Below are 19680 nucleotides of genomic sequence, written 5' to 3'. Positions count from 1 at the left end.
CCTTGCAAAGGGGAGGGAGACTAATTTTTTCCGCGTTTGTTAGGGAGGATTGAGGCGGGTAATTCTTCCCCCTTTGCAAGGGGGGATTGAGGGGTAATTCTCTTTCCTAGGGATAATTTCAAGCCTTGTCCCCACGTGCTTGTACTAAGATTGTACAGCATAAAGGCGGAAGCGATAATGAAAAAACGATTAGATTTTCGGATTGAAGAATTTGAGTTTGAAATTCTTGAAGAATACTGCCAAGCCGTCGGTAGAACTAAGACGGATGTACTCAGGGAGTTAATTAGGAGCCTAAAATTAAAGAAAAAGCCGCTCCTTTAGGACGGGGCTTGAATCCCATTAATTTCGGTCAAAATAAAAAGCGCCCTTCTTACTTGAGAAGGACGCTTTCCACTTGTACAGACGCGATACATCACATCTGTGGATTATTCAAAATTAACCGTTGATAGCAGGAGCGCTCATTGCAACCGGAGCAGCATCACCAGCAGCCAAGTCGAGAGGGAAGTTGTGAGCGTTGCGCTCATGCATCACTTCCATACCTAAGTTAGCGCGGTTGAGGACATCTGCCCAAGTGTTAATCACGCGACCTTGAGAGTCAATAACTGACTGGTTGAAGTTGAAACCATTGAGGTTGAACGCCATAGTGCTGATACCCAGTGCGGTGAGCCAGATACCAACGACAGGCCATGCACCCAGGAAGAAGTGGAGAGAACGGCTGTTGTTGAAGCTCGCATATTGGAAGATCAGACGACCAAAGTAGCCGTGTGCTGCAACGATGTTGTAGGTTTCTTGTTCTTGACCAAACTTGTAACCGTAGTTTTGAGACTCGCTTTCGCTTGTTTCACGCACCAGAGAAGAAGTTACCAACGAACCATGCATTGCGCTGAAAAGGGCACCACCGAACACACCTGCTACACCTAGTTGGTGGAAGGGGTGCATCAGGATGTTGTGCTCTGCTTGGAACACCAACATGAAGTTGAACGTTCCAGAGATACCCAAAGGCATACCATCAGAGAAGGAACCTTGACCGATGGGGTAAATCAAGAATACTGCGGTCGCAGAAGCTACAGGAGCAGAGTAAGCTACACAAATCCAAGGACGCATCCCTAAGCGATAGCTTAGCTCCCATTGACGACCCAGCCAACAGAAAATACCAATCAGGAAGTGGAATACTACCAACTGGTATGGACCACCGTTGTACAACCACTCATCGAGGGAAGCTGCTTCCCAGATGGGGTAGAAGTGCAAACCAATAGCATTGGAAGAAGGAACAACAGCACCAGAAATTATGTTGTTGCCGTAGATTAAGGAACCTGCAACAGGCTCGCGGATACCATCGATGTCAACGGGAGGTGCAGCGATGAAGCCAATAACGAAGCAGATAGTAGCGGCAAGCAGGGTGGGAATCATCAACACACCGAACCAACCGATATATAGACGGTTGTCAGTGCTGGTGATCCACTCGCAGAACCGCTCCCATACGTTACCGCTTTCGCGACGTTGTAAGGTTGTGGTCATAGTTCTTATGAGTGCTTTGAATTGAGTGCTTTAAACTTTTTGAAAAATATAAACCAGGTAATTCAATTATTTACCTGTACTAGCTATATTTACATGGATTTACTGACAGTTGAAGTGTTGACTTAATGATTTTTTACATCTTGTAGTTTTGTTGAAATAAATTAAGTTTTTTAAAAGAAAACAAGTTTATAGCGGTCTCTATTGTGTGAAATACACCTGAGCGTAAGAACACTGGTAATACTGTTTGAATGGTGATACTCGTGTGCGAGTTTTAAACACTCATCAATGAAGTTCTTATACTTGTGTGCGAGTTTCAAACACTCATCAATGAAGTTCTTATACTTGTGTGCGAGTTTTAAACACTCATCAACGAAGTTCTTATACTTGTGTGCGAGTTTTAAACACTCATCAATGAAGTTCTTATACTCGTGTGCGAGTTTCAAATACTCATCAATGAAGTTCTTATACTCGTGTACGAGTTTCAAACACTCATCAATGAAGTTCTTATACTCGTGTGCGAGTTTCAAACACTCATCAATGAAGTTCTTATACCAAATCTGGTAAATTACCCATAATAAAACTTTTATGTAGTGAGGACTTCAGTCCTTGTTTTCATGGAAGAGGACTAAAGTCCTCACTACAAAGTTAGTCAGACATGATATGGCATTCCTATATGAGTTTTATCTATGGTTTTTGGGCTTTTTGGAACTATTGCCGCATATCCCACATTCAATTTCAACTAGAAGTCAAAATATATGTAAGGCAAGCTACCTTCAGGAGCGAGTAACCAAACACTGTAGAAACACAAAGGGACGAACACAAGCTTTACGGGCCAGTTGAACTGTAACTTGAATGTTCGGTGAAAGGCGTAGGTCATAGCCATGACAGTAGCTAATACAATGAGCAGCATCACCAGTTGGTATTGGCTTAGATTGAGGGCATCGACATACACCTTTTGAGCAAATTGCTCATCCGCAGGATAACCCCAAAGATGCTGAAATACTAAAGAAGATTCTTCGAGGTTCGGTAGGCGGAACCAGATCCAAGAGGTGAAAACCATGAACTGCGTGAGGAGCCAAGCCAAAATTGTACCTAGTGGCTGTTGCCAAAAATTTTCTAAATCCTCAAAGCGATCGCTGATAGCATCAGTGAACCGATGAATTGCCAAAGCTAACCCGTGAAATAAACCCCAGACGACAAAACCTAATGCTGCTCCGTGCCAAATACCCGCAATCAGCATGATAATCATCAAATTCAAACAGGTGCGATCCAATCCTTGGCGGGAACCACCCAAAGGGAAGTACAGGTAATTACGCAGCCAATCCCCTAGAGTGATGTGCCAGCGTCGCCAAAAGTCTGCAATACTGGTGCTGAAGTAGGGAAAGTCAAAATTTTGAGGTAGAACCAACCCGAATAACAAAGCACTCCCACGGGCAATATCTACGTAACCGCTGAAATCCAAATACAACTGGAAGCCGTAGGCAAAAGTCGCTAACCATAAATCCGTGCTACCCGCTCTTTGCAAGTTGCTAAAACATAAATCAACAAAAATTCCCAAGTGGTCTGCTACAATACCTTTTTTGACTGCACCCCTAGCAATTAGCCATAGTCCTTCTGCCACAATATCAGGAGTGAGCAAGCCCAGATTTTTAAATTGATTCGCTAAGTTGTGGAAACGAGTAATGGGGCCTGAAATCAGTTTGGCAAAGAAAAACTTGTATGCAGCAAATTGGAGAAATTCTTTTGCAGGAGGTGCGCCACGATAGACATCAACTAAATATGCAATGCACTCAAAGGTGAAAAATGAAATTCCCAAAGGTGCAATCAATTTAAAAGAGTCAGCTTCGGAGGTGATAATACTGGGGAAAATAAACCTTAAGAAAGGCAGCAAATATTTAAAACCCAGTAGTAAAAAAACATTCAAAACTATACCCACCCACAAAAGTTTAAGACGGCGAAGATTCCAATCAATTTGAGCATATTGCCACTCTTCGTTCTTAAGCTGCCAATCTAAAGTATCTGGTTCTGGTATAGTGCTTTCACCAATTTCTCGCCCGAGACGAAAGGTAAGAAAAATGAGTGCTAGTAGTAATGGAATGTAATGAACTTGCAAAGATGCATAGAACACAATGCTAGCAATTACCAACGTCCATAGCCGTAACTTTTGTTGGGCGACAGACCAGTAAATTCCTAGCACACTTAGCAAGAACAGCCCGTAGAGAATTGATATAAAGTTCATGTTTTAGTCATTAGTCATTAGTCATTAGTCATTGTAGAGACGCTTTCATTCAGCGCGTCTCTACATCTTTGTCATTAGTCATTAGTAAAGTATTTTCACTTTCCCCCTATCTCTTACTTAGAGGGCCAAGGAATCATAGGGTCATTACCAAGCTTTTGCGAGACTTTGTAGGCACCGTAGCGGTTGAGGTGGCTGGGGTCAGAAAAGTAGTCAATTGCCTTAGGATATAATTGACTCAAGTCTCGATAAATAAAGTTTGGATTATCAGCCAAACGCCGCATATACTGCTGAAATTCTTGCTCATATTTTGAGCGGACTGAGTCTAAATAATATGCAGTGAGAGGCATATTGACAAAGACTAAGGTAATTTTCTGAGACTGGGTAAATTCAAGTAGTGCTTGCACAGCAGCATCTTGATCACCTTCGAGTCGAAAAGATTTGTAGTCCTTGTCGTAGTCTCCGGAGACTTTTGTATGTTTTTGATAATAGGTAGCAGGCTGGAAGCGGATAGAAAGAGGAAGAAATCCATCAAAGTCAACTGCTTGTGAAGCATCTTCTTCTGAATTGATGCTATTCGATTTTTTATTGACTTGTTGGGTTGCGTCGCTAATAATAGGCAAAGAATTGAATTGTTGCTTCAAAAGATTTTTGAGATTGTCGCGCTTTTGATAGCTAGCAGATAGGGCAGCTAGACCTTTATTTAACCACTCATCTACGGCTTTGTAGCTGCTGTTACCTTGCTGGGTTTCCCCGGTTGTTGTTTCCTTGTCTGTTTGCTGCTCTATGCTGTTGATTGTGTCAGTAGAACTTGTTTTTTGTGGTGTTTTTTCCAATACGTATTGATATCCTGGTGATGTAGCGATTGTTCTAAAGGTAATATCCTCTCGACCGCTGTTAAAAGCACGGGAACCATCTGCCCAAACAATCAGTTTTGGCAGTTCTGATGGTTGAAGAACTCCACGCAGGATAAAATCGACGACTTGTGCTGTGGCACCATTAATGCCAAAGTTAAAAACATCGATACTAGAAGAACCTTGAGTTGTCAAAGATTTGGAAAGAGCGACAGGATCTATTCCCCTAAGAGCGCGGGAAGAGCCAATAATCAGCACATCTGGCGGATGACCAGTTTTTGCCAGACGCTGTTTGTACAGTGCGAGTTGTTCATCTAACTGCTGAGCATTGAAAGTTGGTATCTGCGTTAGTAATGCTCCCGCTTTCTGAGAACGTGTTGCTAAAAGAATGGCAGTTGGTGTTGCCTTTTGCTTCAAGGGTGAGGCTGGCAAATTTCTTGGCTGGGTGTCATTTGCTTGCGTCAACCCAGAACCATTGGATATATTATTCCCGCGTTGAGGAGATTTTTCTCCATTCGTGCTAGTAAAAAACACAGTTCTCTGTTTGTGCTCCGCCTCAGAAGTCGTAGAGGGTGATTTGGGCGAAACGCTGGCAACCGTGGGTGTTAAGGGTATACTGCCAGACATAAATTTACCCAAAATCCAATCGGTTTGTAAGGTCAGCAATAATCCCAACGTACCCCACACCAAGGCAACTCTCAGTCCATGATGGTGATCTGTCGTTTGTTCCTGTGAGTGTTCGACATCAGTAAATAGCTGGGTTGCCAAAAGAATTTTTCTTACAGTTGCGCTCCAATCTTCAGCCACTTGGGTGACAAAAGTGTAAACTTCCTCAGTGGTTTCGGGGCGCAGCACAGGCTGGTCAGTAACAGAGGGTAAAAGTTCGCGAACGTAGGCAGAAGTTGCGGCAAATTCTGGAGTCGCTTCTGGTTCCAAATGTTGGCGGTGCTGATAATCGACGCCGTCATGCCAAAAAGGTTCCTTGTTGCCAGCACGACGACCATAGACACGCACACCCACAATTCCAGGGATTTTTAACTGGCGCACAAACTCAGTCACTTGTGAGGCAACTTGTTTGCGTGCTGGACAAACGGGTGCATCACACATTATGTGTAACAAATCCCCTCGAGAGAGCAGAAGGACGCGAATACCTCCCGTTTTGAGACGCGAATCCAGATCAGGGTTGAGCAAACGCTCAAGTAAGAAAACAATAGCGTCTTTCTCGCCAGAACTCGCCAGTTCTAAGGCTGATATTGCTAAGGCTGGGTGTTCCTTCGCAGGTAAGGAAAACCAATCAACCCATACTGGTTTGTTGTCTGTTGTTTTTTGTCCATATACTGTAGCAGCAACAATGCCTTGGGGGGCTATTGCTTCTAAAAGCGGTTTTATAAACCCTAAACACAGTCCCTTCTCTGGTGCTGAGGCAGTGAAGAGTGGTGAAGCAGCTGGGGTACAAAATATATGTAGTGTTGATTCTTTGAGAGTTGCTTGTAGTGCGACTTTCGATTCTGACAACGTCTCACTTAACAATCGTGACAGCGCTTGCACATCTCCCCAACGCGCCCATTCCTTAAGCATGACCTCGGATGGTGTCAAATCCACCCTAATCACCCAATCTACCTTGTTTTCACCACTGACTCGCGAAGCAATCACAGCATCTTGGTAGCCAGAAAGCTTAAGATGTCGTAATTTTTGGGCGACTGGTTCAGCAATTAAGGATGGATCTGGGCTGTAACTCGATTCACAAAATATCCACAGGCGACTTTGATTTTTCTGATTGTTTTCTGTGGATTTTTGCTTGATAATCTTAACCTGTACAGCGATACCAAAAGGACTTAGCGTTTCGCTAAGATAGCGAGCGATCGCCTCTGGGTGTCCTTGGCGTGCCAAACTTTCGTTAGAAACAATCAGCGCCCCACGAGGTTGTTTGGATTTTTCCTCGTCTTCTAGCAGGGCTTGATCCACCTGTTCTAAATGCTGATCAAGTTGATTGAGGTAAACCCTATGACACCATTTCGCTCGCTTTTCCCCTTTTTTCTTTCCGTAGACGAAGACTTGGTAAATCGCGGGTTGCTCAATGCTAGTCAGGACATCCAAGTCTGTTTGTTGTAATGCTCGCAGCAAATCAGACAGAGTTCGCCAACGTTGAGGACATTCTCTACCTTCACACATAATGTGTAGGTTATTTCCTTGCAACCGGACTTTCACCCCGAAAGTGCTAATCCCTGTTGCTTTGCTTACCCACTGCACTAAAAATTTTTGGCGCTCTGGTAATTCTCTTTTCATGGGAAGTTGACTTTACAGGAAGCGAGTGTTGGGGGATAGTACTTTAGCTCACCGCAATGCACCCTACCCCCAAGGCGTGCAACCGAGGAGGAAGCAGAAAATAAGGGCGAGAAACTGTTTTCAAGCGGGTGTGCATTCCGGTGAATTGAGTGATTAAGGGACTGGATACTAAGGACTGGTAAGTAGAATGATTCTCAATTCATTATTCTGAATCACCAATCCCGAATTCCTTGTAAACTAGAACCATAGAATTATCACACTATGTCGTTTTTTTTAACACTTTTGTTACCTTATAACGAAAGCAAAATCGGCAAAGATAGTTGTGTAAACGCGCGCAAGATTCACTTTTGTCAAGTTTTGGGTTTCGTTCCTTTCATTATTGAACTCCTAGGAAATACCAATGTCACCTGTCACCGATCGTCCTTCATCTGATTCTGGATTAAATCTAGTTTTGTTTACCATTCCCCAGTCTTTTGTGTTGCAAGTTGGTACAGTGTCTATATTACTGCTGCTATACGCTTCAAAAACTGCCCAAGAAAACTTACAAGCGCTCGGAGAAGCAAGTGAAGAATTGTTTCGAGGCGATCGCCTACCCATTCTTAACTTCCCTGAGCATAACGAAGAATAACGAAGCGAAAACATAGACTTTGGATAGTCAATGCTTCTGTGGCAATTGCCATAACGCGCGAAAACGAACAAACAAAGATTCATAAATATTAACCTCCTTAACCACAATAAAGGATATGAGTTCCCTTTTATACTCTTTTACTCAGGCAGTGAATATCTACCCCGCCTCCGATTTATTTTTGCGCCATCGCCTCCAAGTCGTCGAGGAATTGTGGGAGTCTGTTCTTCGGCAAGAATGCGGTCAAAAGATGGTAGACTTACTGCGCCAACTACGCGATTTTTGTTCGCCAGAGGGACAAGCAATCAACGACCAAGCTTCCTCTGTATTTAAGTTGATAGAGCAGCTGAACATCAATGAAGCAATTCGAGCAGCTCGTGCTTTCGCTTTGTATTTCCAGTTGATCAACATCATAGAGCAGGACTACGAACAACAGCAGCAATTAATTCGTTATGAAGTAGAAGCAGGATCAGGAACTCAAGAAACTTTACCAGATTTCATATGTTCATCAAACCAGGAAGAAGCAGAAAATCCTGTTAACAGTGGACTAGGAGCAGATTTGCTTACCAAAAGTTGGCAGGCAAACTCTAACGGCAAAAAAAGAGGGACTTTCATCACTTTGTTCCCTCATTTATTCAATCTAAACGTACCACCACAGCAAATTCAACGTCTCATTGCTCAGTTGGACGTGCAGCTTGTGTTCACAGCGCACCCAACAGAAATTGTCCGTCATACAATTCGCGATAAGCAGCGGCGCGTGGTTGATCTATTGCAACAGTTGGATGCAGTGGAAAAACGCTCTACCAATGGTGCTCCTAGTTGGGAAGCACAAGAAGTGCGAGAACAATTGCTCGAAGAAATCCGCCTGTGGTGGCGTACCGACGAGCTACACCAGTTTAAACCTGAGGTATTAGATGAAGTAGACTATGCCTTACACTACTTCCAAGAAGTGATATTTGATGCCATTCCCCACTTGTACAAACGCTTCAAATATGCATTGTCTACCACTTTTCCCTGGTTGGAACCTCCCCGGAAAAACTTCTGTAGGTTTGGCTCTTGGGTAGGAGCAGATAGGGATGGAAACCCATCGGTGACACCAGAAATCACCTGGGAAACAGCCTGCTATCAGCGCAATATGGTGTTGGAAAAATATATCAAGTCGGTGAAGAAGTTGATTAACTTGTTGAGTTTATCGCTGCACTGGAGTGATATATTACCAGACTTGCTGGAATCTTTGGAGTTGGAGCAATCTCAACTGAGTGAAGTGTACGAGCAACTGGCTCTGCGGTTTCGCCAAGAACCATATCGCTTGAAGCTCTCTTATGTGCTCAAGCGGCTGGAAAATACTCGCGATCGCAATTTAGCTCTGTATAAACGAGAAACTCTCAAGAGCAATAATATTCCCATTTACCGCTCAGGAGCAGAGTTTTTAGCAGAACTGCGTCTGATTGAACGCAACTTGACAGAAACAGGTTTAAGCTGTAGAGAATTGGAAAACCTGATCTGTCAGGTAGAAATTTTTGGTTTTAACCTGACGCATCTCGACATCCGCCAAGAATCATCGCGTCACTCAGATGCTTTAAACGAAGTCCTAGAGTACTTGGGAGTTTTAAAAGTTCCTTACGACGAACTAACAGAGGACGAGAGAGTAGCTTGGCTGGTTGGAGAACTGCAAACACGCCGTCCGTTAATTCCAGCAGAACTGCCATTTTCCGAAAAAACGAACGATGTCATTCAAACTTTACGCGTGGTGCGATCGCTGCAACAAGAGTTTGGTTATAACATCTGCCAAACTTACATTATCAGTATGTGTCGCCAGGTAAGCGACGTGCTGGAAGTGTTGCTACTGGCTAAGGAAGCCGGGCTTTATGATCCCGGTACTGCTGTTGGCACTATTCAAGTCGTTCCTTTATTTGAAACGGTAGAAGACTTGCGACGCTCAATAAGCGTCATGGGAGAACTGTTTGCATTGCCCTTGTATCGTGCTTTGCTAGCAGGAGGGTATAAAGCAGAGGGAGCAGAGGGAGATAAGAAAGATGAGGGAGATAAGAAAGATGAGGGAGCAACATCTTCCTCATCTTCCTCATCCCCTTCATCCCCACTCACGCCCAACTTACAAGAAGTGATGCTGGGGTATTCTGACAGTAATAAAGACTCTGGATTTTTAAGCAGTAACTGGGAAATCCATAAAGCTCAAAAATCATTACAGAAAGTTGCAGAAGAATATGGTGTGAATTTGCGGATTTTCCACGGACGCGGTGGTTCTGTTGGACGCGGTGGTGGTCCAGCTTATGAAGCTATTTTGGCTCAACCTGGTCACAGTATCAATGGACGCATCAAAATTACCGAACAGGGAGAAGTTTTGGCTTCTAAGTACTCCTTGCAGGACTTAGCGCTGTATAATCTGGAAACTATCACCACTGCTGTCATTCAAGCAAGCTTGCTGCGGACGGGGTTCGATGATATAGAACCTTGGAATGAAATCATGGAAGAGCTAGCAGCGCGATCGCGTGCTCACTACCGCAACCTCATCTACGAACAACCTGATTTTATTGACTTTTTCCATCAAGTCACCCCAATTGAGGAAATTAGCCAGCTACAAATTAGCTCTCGTCCTGCGCGTCGTCCATCTGGCAAGAAAGATTTAAGCAGTCTGCGCGCAATTCCTTGGGTGTTCAGCTGGACGCAAACCCGGTTCTTGCTACCTTCTTGGTATGGTGTTGGTACAGCATTGCAAGAATTCTTAAACGAAGAACCAGAAGAACATTTGAAGTTGCTGCGTTATTTCTATATCAAGTGGCCCTTTTTCAAGATGGTGATTTCCAAGGCAGAAATGACCTTGGCAAAAGTAGACTTACAAATGGCGCACCAGTATGTTCAGGAATTATCCCAGCCTGAAGACAAAGCCCGTTTAGAGAAGGTTTTTGAACAAATTGCCAATGAATTCTACCAGACACGGGATTTGGTTTTGCAAATCACCGGTCATCAACGACTTTTGGATGGAGATCCGATATTGCAGCGATCAGTACAATTACGCAATGGTACAATTGTACCCCTAGGATTTATACAAGTTTCCCTACTCAAGCGCCTGCGTCAAGCTCGAACTAATGTAACCTCCGGAGTCATTCACTCTCGTTACAGCAAAGGCGAGTTGTTGCGAGGGGCATTGTTAACCATCAACGGGATCGCCGCAGGCATGAGAAATACTGGTTGATCTGCTACACTCTCGTCAAAAGTCATTAGTCTAAAGTCCAGAAGTTTCGACTAATCACAAAGATGTAGAGACGCGCCATGGCGCGTCTCTACAATGACTAATGACTAATGACTAATGACTAATGACTAATGACTAATGACTAATGACTAATGGCTAATAACTAATGACTAAAAATCGAACTCTAATTTGCACCTTTTTAGCACTCCTGTCAGGGTTTTCTGGAGGTTACATTGCAGGGCAAATGGCTATAACTCTCCATACTCAAAAGTGTCAAAACCAACCTTGGGGCTTGAAGGAGATGTGTAACGCTTTGGTAACACCAGGGGCAGTTTGGCAAGGGAGCACAACAGGGCTGTGGACAGGAACTGTTTTAGGTGCGTTTGTTGGGGGTTTAGTAACACGCCAAAGCCGGCAATAGGAAGAAGAAGAAACAGAGAAGACACAAGAAAGAAGAAACAGAGAAGACATAAGAAACAAGAAAAATTTTGCTTTTCAGTCTTCTCTGTTCGCTCTTCATTCTTAACTATCAGTTGGGGCTGTTGGCGTTTGTGGTTTCCTCAGAGTTTTCCAGGAGTTTGTGCTGGTGTCAAAACAACGCCAAGTTCCCTCAGAAGGCTCCTGGTAGCAAAACATAGAGCGATCGCCAGCGTTAAAATTGTCAGTTAAATAATATACAATTCCTCTAAAAGGATGGGTTTTTCGACTCAACCGTTTAGCTACTGCTTGATTGGGACACTCTACGACAAATACGGGTTGTCCATCCAAATGACCCAAAGAGAAGATACACATCCGTAAAATGGCTCGCAACCAGCTTTCTGAGTTATCAAAATAATCATCAATGATTTTGTTGGTTAGAGCTTTTTCTAGGGCACGGTCTTTTTGACGAGGAGTGTGAGGGTCTGACATAGCGCAACTATTATGCTTTACCGTTGGTTTGAGATTAAACCAAAAGCTCCAAAAGTGACAAGCGTATGTCGAAACATACAGCAATAATGCTCAACAGAAGCCAAAAGTCAAGAATATAGCGCTGACTGGGGATTAGGGATTAGGCATTAGGGATTGGGGATTGGGAGGTACAACACGAAAAATTATGTCCGAGGCAACAAAGCTCTCGGAAAGAAAGGAAATGCACCTTGGCTGGTAAAATTCTCTAGTAAGGGTGAGACTAAATTGCCATGACTACTGAAATTAACCAAGAGAACCAAGCAACCAAAGGCGCTGATGCTATTGATGAAGCAATTGAGCGCGGCATAGATTTTGATGGTTCCCCTATTCCCCCCGTCAAGCTGGAACTTTATCACAAAGTCATGGGGCTAGAAGCGAACAGACAGCGTAGCGGAGTTAGCAATACTATGCGATCGCGCATTGTGCGAATTGGAGCAAAACATATTCCCCAAGGAGAACTCAACCAACAACTGATAGACGCTGGTTTTGCTCCCTTAAAAGAAAAAGAAATTGCCTTTTTCTACGGCGCTAAATGATACCAAAGGGATTGTCCAAAGGCTGTGCGCTCCAGTAGCGATCGCTGTCTAAGAGCGGGGGACACTGTGGATACTTCAAGATGTCAACTATATTCATATCACTTGAGGTGTGAGGAATGAAGGTTAAACAAGTTCTTGTTGTAGTGTTGCTTGTTGTCATGCTTGGAGTTGGGTACTGGGGTAGCTCGTTTGCACAGGCTCCACCAAAGCAATTTACACCAGAGCCAACTAGCGTTCTCAATATAAAGACTAGCGAAATACCAAAGGTATCAGAGTTACAAAGCGAAATTCTCACGGCGACTATGGCACCAGGAGAGGTCAGTATCTGGCATACACATAAAGCACCTGTATTCGCTTACACAATGAGCGGTTCGTATGTAGTTGATTTTCAGTCAGGGCAGCCTTCAGTTACAGTACCTGCTGGCAAAGCGATTATAGAACCAATTAATCTCGTTGTGCGTGCTAGGAATCCTAGCTCAACGGAGCCAGCGACATTAGTATTATTTCAGGTGAGAAAGCCTGGGACTGCCTTCCTGGATCCTGTATCTAAATGATTTAGCGCCAGTCAGCTTTTTACAATTATTTGCAAAGAGTTTTATTTTGACCGAATTTCGGCATCACCCCCTTAAAAGTAATACAGGGGGTTTTACATATGGTTTCAATGCCAAAAATCCGTGACATTATACCCTAGTTCGGCTAGCATTTGCCGTAACAGAGGTAAACTCAGTCCAATCACGTTGCTGTGGCAACCTTCGATTTTTTCTACAAACAGACTTCCACGACCTTCAAGGGCAAACGCACCAGCACACTTTAAAGGTTCACCTGTGGCGACATAAGTCTCAATGGTGCGATCGCTCAGCTGTGCAAAGTAAACTCTTGTTACCTGTTCCTTGACTATAGTCTTTTTTTGTGTATTGTCTATTAAGGCATGACCCGTGTAAAGGTCGCCAAAACGACCTTGCATTTTTTGCCAGCGTTGACGTGCTTGTTCAGCATCTGCTGGTTTGCCATGAATTTCGCCGTTAATAGCCAAAACCGAATCACAACCCATGATTAAAGCAGATTGAAACTGAGGGGCGACAGTTTCTGCCTTTCGTTGGGCTAAAGTTTTTACCAATTGTGCAGGTTCATTTATTTGAACTTGTGACTCATCAAAGTCACTGGCACAAACGAAAGGCTGAATTCCGGCTGTTTGCAGCAAGCGGCGTCGTGCAACAGAAGCAGAGGCGAGTACAAAGGATGGGCTGCCCATAGGAGGAGTATGGAAGTAAGAACTAGTAAACTGAGAAAGACTCTAGTGATTCTTCAATTAATCGTTTGACTCTACCCCAACGTCTTTCAGGAATTGAGGCATTGAACGTAAAAAGTTTGCCACGGCTGACAGCAACACTAGCAAGGTTGTGGCGTTGTTGGTTCTTAGGTAGAGAAATTGTATACTCTAAAAGATAATATGTTTTTCCGTTAGATTCCCGCTCTGCGGCATTGACTAACTCTGCTGTGCGACCAGAACCTTCAGGAGCAAGAGCGTTTTTTCCCAACTTATATCCTACTTCTCCTGGTGTCCCTAGTTCTTTCAAAGTTTTCCCTTCTGGAACTGGACTAATCACTACAGAAATATTTTCAGTCACCCCAATGATGTCGTGGAATACCACATCCGGACCGTCGGCAACTTTAACTTGCACCCAGCCGTTAGGATATAAAAACTCATAACCATCAGTGGTGTCTACATAGCTTTTCAGTCCAGCAGCAGCCGCTACGCTAGAATGACTCAAGCTGAAGCTAAACACCAATAGCAAAATCAATACAATTCTTTTCCACATTTCTACAGTTTCCTTTAGGCTGGAAGCAACACAAGCCAAGTGTAATTTCTCGTTTTCATTGTCCCATGTATGCTGACAACTTACGAACTACGCTGGTTTTACCCAGGCACAATACCGCAAGAGGTTGAACTTTGGTTTAAGCAAAATTGTCTGATTGAACCCCTACAACCACCAGAAGAACGGGAAGATTTGTATCTTTACTCACCAACGTGTGACTTCTTGGGAATCAAATTGCGTCAAGGACGGCTAGAAGTCAAATGGCGCAAAGCAGAATTAGGCGTTGTGCGTTTTGGCGAATTCGTAGAAGGTAACACGGAGAAATGGGGCAAGTGGCTGTGTTGTGATCCTACAGAAGAAAGTTTTCAACCAAACCTCGTTCTAGACAACGCTTCATGGGTAAGTGTCCAGAAAATTCGTTATTCACAACTTTACCAAGTTTTCCCTGAGTTTCCACCACAACCTGTTGTTTCAAAAAATGAAGGTATCGACAACGGTTGTACAGTAGAACTTACCCATCTAATCATTCAAGAGAATGCTTGGTGGAGTCTTGCGTTTGAAGCTTTCGGTGAAGAGACTCGTTTGATGGAGAACCTTCAGACAACAGCAAGTTGGGTATTTAAGACTTATTGCGGCTTAAAGTTACTTGCTCTTAATTCTTACGCATACCCAAGTTGGCTAGCGCTTGTTTGTCAGTGATTGCCTATTGACTATTCTGCTTGCAGTACTACCAATGTCATATCATCGGTGTTTTGCTTATCGCCACCAATAAATTGTTGCACTTGGTTAAATAAATAATCTAGAATTTCCTCTGGTCCAGTACAAATCCTACAAGCGTAGTTAAATACCACAACGAGGTTTTCTTCATCAAAGCGATCGCCACTTGCAGCAGCTGCATCGGTCAAGCCATCTGTATAATAAAGAATGATATCTCCCGGCTCTAACTGTGCCTGACCATCTTCGTATTGGTTGTTAGCATCTAAACCAATAAGCATTCCAAAGGTATCTAAACGACTCACTGTTTTCGTTGCCGCATGCCACCACATTGGCGGATTGTGTGCTGCATTGCTGAAAGACAAAATCCGTGTTTTGGGGTCATATTCTGAGTAAAATAGAGTGACAAAGCGGTGGGAATTTTCCAAATCTGCATACATCACTCGATTCAAGTTTTGCAGGATTCGTTTGGGGGGATGACCGTGTAACACTTCTCCCCGCAGCATTCCCCGCATCATAGTCATAATCAGTCCTGCAGGGACTCCTTTGCCCATAACATCACCAATCACTAAAGCCCAGCGCCCATCTGCATCCAAACTGCCTTTGTTGTTTGGCTGAATTTGATTGTGATTTGTGGGAATAAAGTCGTAGTAGTCTCCGCCAACACGATTGGCTGGTTTACAGCGTGCGGCAAGGGAGACACCTGAAATATTAGGGCATTGGCGTGGCAAAAGTCGCCTTTGAATTTCTGCGCCAATTTCTAGTTCTTGGTCTAAGCGTTCTTTTTTTCTAAGTTCTACGGCAAGTTCATCATTTTCTATTGCTACTGCCGTTTGATCTGCCACTAGGCGGACTAACTTTTGTCTGGTTTCTGTCCAAGTATATTCTGGTTCGCGACTTAAAACGTAAAGCCATCCCCGTTCTGTATGCTTTACCAGAATCGCCGTACCAAAGATTTGTATATCTGGTCCCAAGCAGCGATGCATATAGTCATCCAATGCACCCGTGGTCATTGCTAAAGGTTGGGTATTGGGTACATATGTGATTTGACTCGTTGCTGTTTCTAGTGCCTTGCGGATATTCTTACGCTGCCCACTATCCTGCCAATGCAGCTGTTCTAATCTTACTTGACCATTGGGTTTGTACAGAAATAGGGCACTACCATCTGCATCTGTGACTCTTGTTGCCATCAAAGGAATCAGTTCCAAAAACTGATTCAAATTATTGAAGCTTCGCAGAGCAAATCCCAAAGAACTCAGTAAATCTTGAATTTTATTTTGTTCTCGGTGCAACCGTGCCACGAGTTCTTTGAGTGCCACAACTGGAGTGACCTGAGTTGTCGGGACACTACTATTACTGTCAGTTGGTTGAGACGGTGGTTGAGGCACAGTTACCATTGTGATTTACATTATTCTTGTTTTATATTCCTTATAAATACTTTCGTTTTTGGATTGCTAAACCATATTGTGACAAGCCTGTCAGTTTAACAAGAGTAGAAAAACGTAAGGTCTAAATTCTAAAAGTCTTTCATATTTCATTTGCTTATTTAATTTTTTAATATATACAATTTAGAGTCATATATTTTTAGCACAAAACGATCTGCAAAAAACAACCATTCTAGATAGACGCTGATAAGCTCCAAAATATATCATACTTTAATAACTTAGTCATATACCTTTGGATATATATAATAGCTTGGCTTCTCAACCGTTAAGTGTCAAGAATGCCTGCTTGTACCTCAGGGTCTGATCATTGTAAAGGCTTACCCTTATCCACATAGCTGAATATATGTAAACAAAAATGCATTGTAGATAAATCATCACATCAACAGGTACAAGCTGCGGCACCAAATCGAGAAACAGTATAAATTAGAACGTTTCATCTAAAAGTTAGACAATCAGTTGCTGCTTCACCGTCACTCTTTAAATCTTTAATTTACCACTAGAGAATATTATTAAACTTTAAGTTAGGGAATTTTGACTTACAGCAGTTTTCTTTCAGGTGGGCATTGGTACGAATATAGGGGTTCTTACTTGAGTAGAATACAAGTTTTGTTGGGTGGGCAGGAAAGCCCGCTCGGATAGTAGGACGGGCTTTCCTGCCCATCCCACAAGAGTCTAAAACTGTATTCTTTTCAATTGAGAACCGCTATATGTGTTAACGTGCATCCGGTTGTTTCAGACCACAATACAAAGTAGGGTGGGCAGTGCCGTAAACTGATGTGCAGATTATATGCTAGTGCTTAGCACTGCCCACCTTACTTACAGTGGAAAAACGATACCCATATTTGATGATTTTTGGCGTAAGTCCTAGAAGCTAACCATTCAAGAGTGCTTCCACAAACTCATAGCTAGAAAAAGGACGCAAATCTTCAATTCCTTCTCCAGCACCAATAAAACGAATGGGTAAGCCTAACTGCTGCACCACGGCAAGGGCAACGCCTCCTTTAGCAGTACTATCCAGCTTAGTCAAAACGACACCACTCAGTTGTGCCGCTTCCGAAAAGACCTCAGCTTGCCGCAATCCATTTTGACCTAAAGTTGCATCTAAAACTAAAAGGGACTCTATCTTAGCACCGGGGGCTTTTTTGTCAATAATGCGACGAATTTTACTGAGTTCGTCCATCAAATTTTTTTTATTTTGTAGTCGTCCGGCGGTATCCACCAGAAGTAATTCTATTTCTCGTGCTGTGGCAGCAGAGATGGCGTCAAACACAACTGCTGCTGGATCTGCATTCTTCGCAGGATTGGAAATAACTTCCACACCACTTCTACTCCCCCAAATCTTAACCTGTTCCACAGCGGCGGCGCGGAAGGTGTCCGCTGCACCAATCAAGCATTTATAGCCGGATTTATTTGCTAGGTGTGCGAGTTTACCGATAGTGGTGGTTTTGCCAGCGCCATTTACCCCAGTAATGAGCCAAACGTTGAGAGTTTCTTTTTCTGGGACAAAGATAGGCTTACTAGATTGTTTGACTGGTGCATCCAGCATATCTCGCAAGATGCTTTTCAGGTAGGCGATCGCCTCTTCTGGTGGTAGGACTTCTTGGCGCAGCTTGTTCTGTAAAGTATTGATGATGTAATCTGTTGCTTCCACACCGACATCGGCTTGCAAAAGCAATGCCTCAATCTCCCCTACGGCTGCTTGGTTAAGTGGTCCTTGTCCGACAATTGCCTTGAGTTGGTTGAGGATGTTACGGCGGGTTTTGTCTAAGCCTTGTCGCAGCTTTTTCAGCCAAGTGATTTCTTCAAAAGAAATGTCTTCTGGACGCCGACCTTGTGCCGCCAAGACTTCTGTTGACCATAAGAATCCTTCATCTAAGTCTAATCCAGGAATTTCCCCTGCTACCTCTGGTGCAGTGGTGGTTGCAGCTACCTGCTGTTGAACCTCTGGTTCTGGGACTTCAATTGCGGTTGCTATGAGTCTTTCTTGTCTTGCTTGCCGTTCTGCCGCTGCTCTTTCTAAAAATGATAAAGTTGTAGGTGCTGTTGGCTGCGTTACCTCTTGTGTTATCGGTGGTTCAGTGGGTTCTGGTGAAGCGACATCTGTGGTCATGAAGCTGTCAGCATCTGGTTCTTCGGCAATTTCTGGTACCTCTGGTGCTGTGCTGAGTTCATCTGTGCCATCTGGTTCTTCGGCAGTAATTTGGTCCGCAGTTACAACAACTTCTTCTGGGGGTTGTGCCGTTTCTGCCTGAACTGGTTCTGTTTCAGGTTCTTCTGGTGGTGCTTGGGCTGTTACCTCAGTTTCTTTTGTTTCTGTTGACTGGGGTTGTTGCCTTTGCTGAATATTTTTATAAGCAGCTTTTGCATAAGCCAGTAAGTCAGTCGCTACCTCAGGTGCAGTTTCTGAGGTTGAGGTTTCGGCTGGTTGTGGTTGAGGTTCTTTTACAGCAGGAGTTTCTTCCTGTTTTTGTTGAGAGGGAGTACCAGAAGGCTCGTTATGTTGACGGCGGAACCAATTAAAAACCATTGCAGCTAGTTAGTTATAAAACTTAAGTTTTTATTTCAGTTTATGAGTTTAATTCGACTTTTAACTTTTTCTTGAGGAAATCTTTGCCACAAATGATTCACCGCTTCCAACCCAAAATTTCCTACCCCTTCCCCCGCCCGTGGGAGAGAGGTTAGGAAAAAATTTGATTGCCAGGGGTTGAGTGGCACAAATAAACTGAGTTGGCATTCTTTCTTGAGTGAATAACTGAACCTTTTTGCTATGTAGTACTTGCTACCTTTCTTTGGTCAGTGACTCGCCGCAGAACACCATTAATAAATCGATGGCTATCTTCTTCACTGTAGCGCTTAGCTAACTCTATGGCTTCGTTAATTGTCACGCTTTCTGGAACTTGAAGATACTTCATTTCTGCCACAGCGATTCGCAGTATATCCCGGTCTATGTGTGCCAGGCGAGTGACTTGCCAATCTACCAAGGCAGTAGAAATTTCCTCGTCTATGGTGTTTCGGTTTTCATTAACAGCGATGATAATGTCTTTGGCGTACTCGCGGACTTCTCTGTCTTGATTAGCAAGTTGAATGAGTTCCGGAAATTCAATAGTCGCAGCCAACTTGTTGATTGCTGTTTGCGTGTGGACGATCGCCTCTTTTACCATTGTTCTGGCGGTATTGAGGTCACCGGCGCGTGTTTGGCTAGTCAGAAGGCGATCGTTACTGCGTTGCAGTTCGCCAGCCGCATTGTCTAAAGTATCTTGAACTTCGGATCGCAGGGTGCGTACTGCTGCTAGCACCAACTTTGGTACGAGTTGCTCTTGTGGTATTTTTTCTAATTTTTTCGGGTTCATCGGCAGTTGGCTTAGGCTTAATAGTGCCAATTCCCGAGCAATTTGACGTGGTTTACGCTCTTGCATAAAAGTGAGTTCAGAGTATATGAGGAAGAATTTTTGGTTTTAGGTTGAAAAGTGGCAGACAAGAATAACTGCTC

The 19680-nt window shown here is 43.6% G+C and carries 16 protein-coding genes; 7 read left to right on the top strand and 9 right to left on the bottom strand.

Going from position 1 to position 19680, the window contains the following annotated elements; genetic code table 11:
- The first annotated feature begins 177 nt into the window (after positions 1–177).
- Positions 178–321 (top strand): CopG family transcriptional regulator, encoded by a 144-nt coding sequence (locus tag V5G28_RS07925; RefSeq protein ID WP_332990632.1) that lies wholly within the window; start codon positions 178–180, stop codon positions 319–321.
- Positions 322–435: 114 nt separating this feature from the next.
- Here the strand turns inward: V5G28_RS07925 and psbA are convergent, their stop codons facing one another.
- The 3 genes from psbA to V5G28_RS07910 all read right to left on the bottom strand — a co-directional run bounded on the left by psbA (position 436) and on the right by V5G28_RS07910 (position 6894).
- The gene (gene psbA, locus V5G28_RS07920) at positions 436–1518 is read right to left on the bottom strand and encodes a photosystem II q(b) protein (RefSeq protein WP_096567680.1); all 1083 of its coding nucleotides are present in this window, start codon (positions 1516–1518) and stop codon (positions 436–438) included.
- A gap of 739 nt (positions 1519–2257) precedes the next feature.
- Positions 2258–3757: an MBOAT family O-acyltransferase gene (locus V5G28_RS07915; protein ID WP_332990629.1), complete on the bottom strand. Its 1500-nt coding sequence runs from the start codon at positions 3755–3757 to the stop codon at positions 2258–2260.
- A gap of 113 nt (positions 3758–3870) precedes the next feature.
- Entirely contained in the window at positions 3871–6894 is a 3024-nt protein-coding gene (locus tag V5G28_RS07910; RefSeq protein ID WP_332990627.1) for a DUF1574 family protein, read from the bottom strand.
- Between the two features lie 400 nt (positions 6895–7294).
- Between V5G28_RS07910 and V5G28_RS07905 the strand changes: the two genes are divergently transcribed.
- The 3 genes from V5G28_RS07905 to V5G28_RS07895 all read left to right on the top strand — a co-directional run bounded on the left by V5G28_RS07905 (position 7295) and on the right by V5G28_RS07895 (position 11151).
- Complete coding sequence (locus V5G28_RS07905; protein ID WP_332990625.1) at positions 7295–7522, top strand: hypothetical protein; 228 nt, start codon at positions 7295–7297, stop codon at positions 7520–7522.
- Positions 7523–7637: 115 nt separating this feature from the next.
- Positions 7638–10733 carry a phosphoenolpyruvate carboxylase gene (locus tag V5G28_RS07900; protein WP_332990622.1) on the top strand — a complete coding sequence of 1032 codons (3096 nt, stop codon included), beginning with the start codon at positions 7638–7640 and terminating at the stop codon, positions 10731–10733.
- 163 nt (positions 10734–10896) lie between these two features.
- Positions 10897–11151, top strand: a complete 255-nt coding sequence (locus tag V5G28_RS07895; RefSeq protein ID WP_096567691.1) for a hypothetical protein — start codon at positions 10897–10899, stop codon at positions 11149–11151.
- A gap of 101 nt (positions 11152–11252) precedes the next feature.
- Here V5G28_RS07895 and V5G28_RS07890 read toward each other — a convergent pair whose 3' ends face one another.
- Complete coding sequence (locus V5G28_RS07890; protein WP_332990618.1) at positions 11253–11639, bottom strand: hypothetical protein; 387 nt, start codon at positions 11637–11639, stop codon at positions 11253–11255.
- Positions 11640–11908: 269 nt separating this feature from the next.
- On the opposite strand from V5G28_RS07890, the gene V5G28_RS07885 reads away from it, so the two are divergent.
- Together V5G28_RS07885 and V5G28_RS07880 are read left to right on the top strand one after the other, a co-directional pair.
- Positions 11909–12214, top strand: coding sequence for a small RNA NsiR4-regulated ssr1528 family protein (locus tag V5G28_RS07885; protein ID WP_096567696.1), 306 nt, complete (start codon positions 11909–11911; stop codon positions 12212–12214).
- A 116-nt stretch (positions 12215–12330) separates the two neighbouring features.
- Positions 12331–12768, top strand: coding sequence for a cupin domain-containing protein (locus V5G28_RS07880; protein ID WP_332990615.1), 438 nt, complete (start codon positions 12331–12333; stop codon positions 12766–12768).
- Positions 12769–12872: 104 nt separating this feature from the next.
- On the opposite strand, the gene V5G28_RS07875 is transcribed toward V5G28_RS07880, so the two are convergent.
- Together V5G28_RS07875 and psbP are read right to left on the bottom strand one after the other, a co-directional pair.
- Positions 12873–13466, bottom strand: coding sequence for a Maf family protein (locus V5G28_RS07875; protein ID WP_332990613.1), 594 nt, complete (start codon positions 13464–13466; stop codon positions 12873–12875).
- Between the two features lie 22 nt (positions 13467–13488).
- Positions 13489–14034, bottom strand: coding sequence for a photosystem II reaction center PsbP (psbP, locus tag V5G28_RS07870; RefSeq protein ID WP_332990611.1), 546 nt, complete (start codon positions 14032–14034; stop codon positions 13489–13491).
- 69 nt (positions 14035–14103) lie between these two features.
- Here psbP and V5G28_RS07865 point away from each other — a divergent pair, with 69 nt between their 5' ends.
- Complete coding sequence (locus V5G28_RS07865; RefSeq protein ID WP_332990609.1) at positions 14104–14730, top strand: hypothetical protein; 627 nt, start codon at positions 14104–14106, stop codon at positions 14728–14730.
- Between the two features lie 11 nt (positions 14731–14741).
- On the opposite strand, the gene V5G28_RS07860 is transcribed toward V5G28_RS07865, so the two are convergent.
- The 3 genes from V5G28_RS07860 to nusB form a co-directional block, all read right to left on the bottom strand.
- Entirely contained in the window at positions 14742–16142 is a 1401-nt protein-coding gene (locus tag V5G28_RS07860) for a GAF domain-containing SpoIIE family protein phosphatase (protein ID WP_332990607.1), read from the bottom strand.
- A 919-nt stretch (positions 16143–17061) separates the two neighbouring features.
- Complete coding sequence (ftsY, locus tag V5G28_RS07855; RefSeq protein ID WP_332990605.1) at positions 17062–18717, bottom strand: signal recognition particle-docking protein FtsY; 1656 nt, start codon at positions 18715–18717, stop codon at positions 17062–17064.
- A gap of 238 nt (positions 18718–18955) precedes the next feature.
- Positions 18956–19606 carry a transcription antitermination factor NusB gene (nusB, locus tag V5G28_RS07850; RefSeq protein WP_332990604.1) on the bottom strand — a complete coding sequence of 217 codons (651 nt, stop codon included), beginning with the start codon at positions 19604–19606 and terminating at the stop codon, positions 18956–18958.
- Positions 19607–19680: the final 74 nt, after the last annotated feature.

The organism is Scytonema sp. PRP1, from assembly GCF_036697665.2.
Classification (GTDB): Bacteria; Cyanobacteriota; Cyanobacteriia; order Cyanobacteriales; family Nostocaceae; genus Kalymmatonema; species Kalymmatonema gypsitolerans.
This window is presented reverse-complemented; position numbering and strand designations above follow the sequence as displayed.

What these genes read in the sequence shown, in the direction of transcription:
- V5G28_RS07900 (WP_332990622.1), top strand. Translation starts at nt 7,638, where the DNA reads ATGAGTTCCCTTTTATACTCTTTTACTCAGGCAGTGAATATCTACCCC.
- V5G28_RS07880 (WP_332990615.1), top strand. Translation starts at nt 12,331, where the DNA reads ATGAAGGTTAAACAAGTTCTTGTTGTAGTGTTGCTTGTTGTCATGCTT.
- V5G28_RS07915 (WP_332990629.1), bottom strand. Translation starts at nt 3,757, where the DNA reads ATGAACTTTATATCAATTCTCTACGGGCTGTTCTTGCTAAGTGTGCTA.
- V5G28_RS07860 (WP_332990607.1), bottom strand. Translation starts at nt 16,142, where the DNA reads ATGGTAACTGTGCCTCAACCACCGTCTCAACCAACTGACAGTAATAGT.
- V5G28_RS07905 (WP_332990625.1), top strand. Translation starts at nt 7,295, where the DNA reads ATGTCACCTGTCACCGATCGTCCTTCATCTGATTCTGGATTAAATCTA.
- nusB (WP_332990604.1), bottom strand. Translation starts at nt 19,606, where the DNA reads ATGCAAGAGCGTAAACCACGTCAAATTGCTCGGGAATTGGCACTATTA.
- V5G28_RS07865 (WP_332990609.1), top strand. Translation starts at nt 14,104, where the DNA reads ATGCTGACAACTTACGAACTACGCTGGTTTTACCCAGGCACAATACCG.
- V5G28_RS07910 (WP_332990627.1), bottom strand. Translation starts at nt 6,894, where the DNA reads ATGAAAAGAGAATTACCAGAGCGCCAAAAATTTTTAGTGCAGTGGGTA.
- V5G28_RS07890 (WP_332990618.1), bottom strand. Translation starts at nt 11,639, where the DNA reads ATGTCAGACCCTCACACTCCTCGTCAAAAAGACCGTGCCCTAGAAAAA.
- psbA (WP_096567680.1), bottom strand. Translation starts at nt 1,518, where the DNA reads ATGACCACAACCTTACAACGTCGCGAAAGCGGTAACGTATGGGAGCGG.
- V5G28_RS07925 (WP_332990632.1), top strand. Translation starts at nt 178, where the DNA reads ATGAAAAAACGATTAGATTTTCGGATTGAAGAATTTGAGTTTGAAATT.
- V5G28_RS07875 (WP_332990613.1), bottom strand. Translation starts at nt 13,466, where the DNA reads ATGGGCAGCCCATCCTTTGTACTCGCCTCTGCTTCTGTTGCACGACGC.
- V5G28_RS07885 (WP_096567696.1), top strand. Translation starts at nt 11,909, where the DNA reads ATGACTACTGAAATTAACCAAGAGAACCAAGCAACCAAAGGCGCTGAT.
- V5G28_RS07895 (WP_096567691.1), top strand. Translation starts at nt 10,897, where the DNA reads ATGACTAAAAATCGAACTCTAATTTGCACCTTTTTAGCACTCCTGTCA.
- ftsY (WP_332990605.1), bottom strand. Translation starts at nt 18,717, where the DNA reads ATGGTTTTTAATTGGTTCCGCCGTCAACATAACGAGCCTTCTGGTACT.
- psbP (WP_332990611.1), bottom strand. Translation starts at nt 14,034, where the DNA reads ATGTGGAAAAGAATTGTATTGATTTTGCTATTGGTGTTTAGCTTCAGC.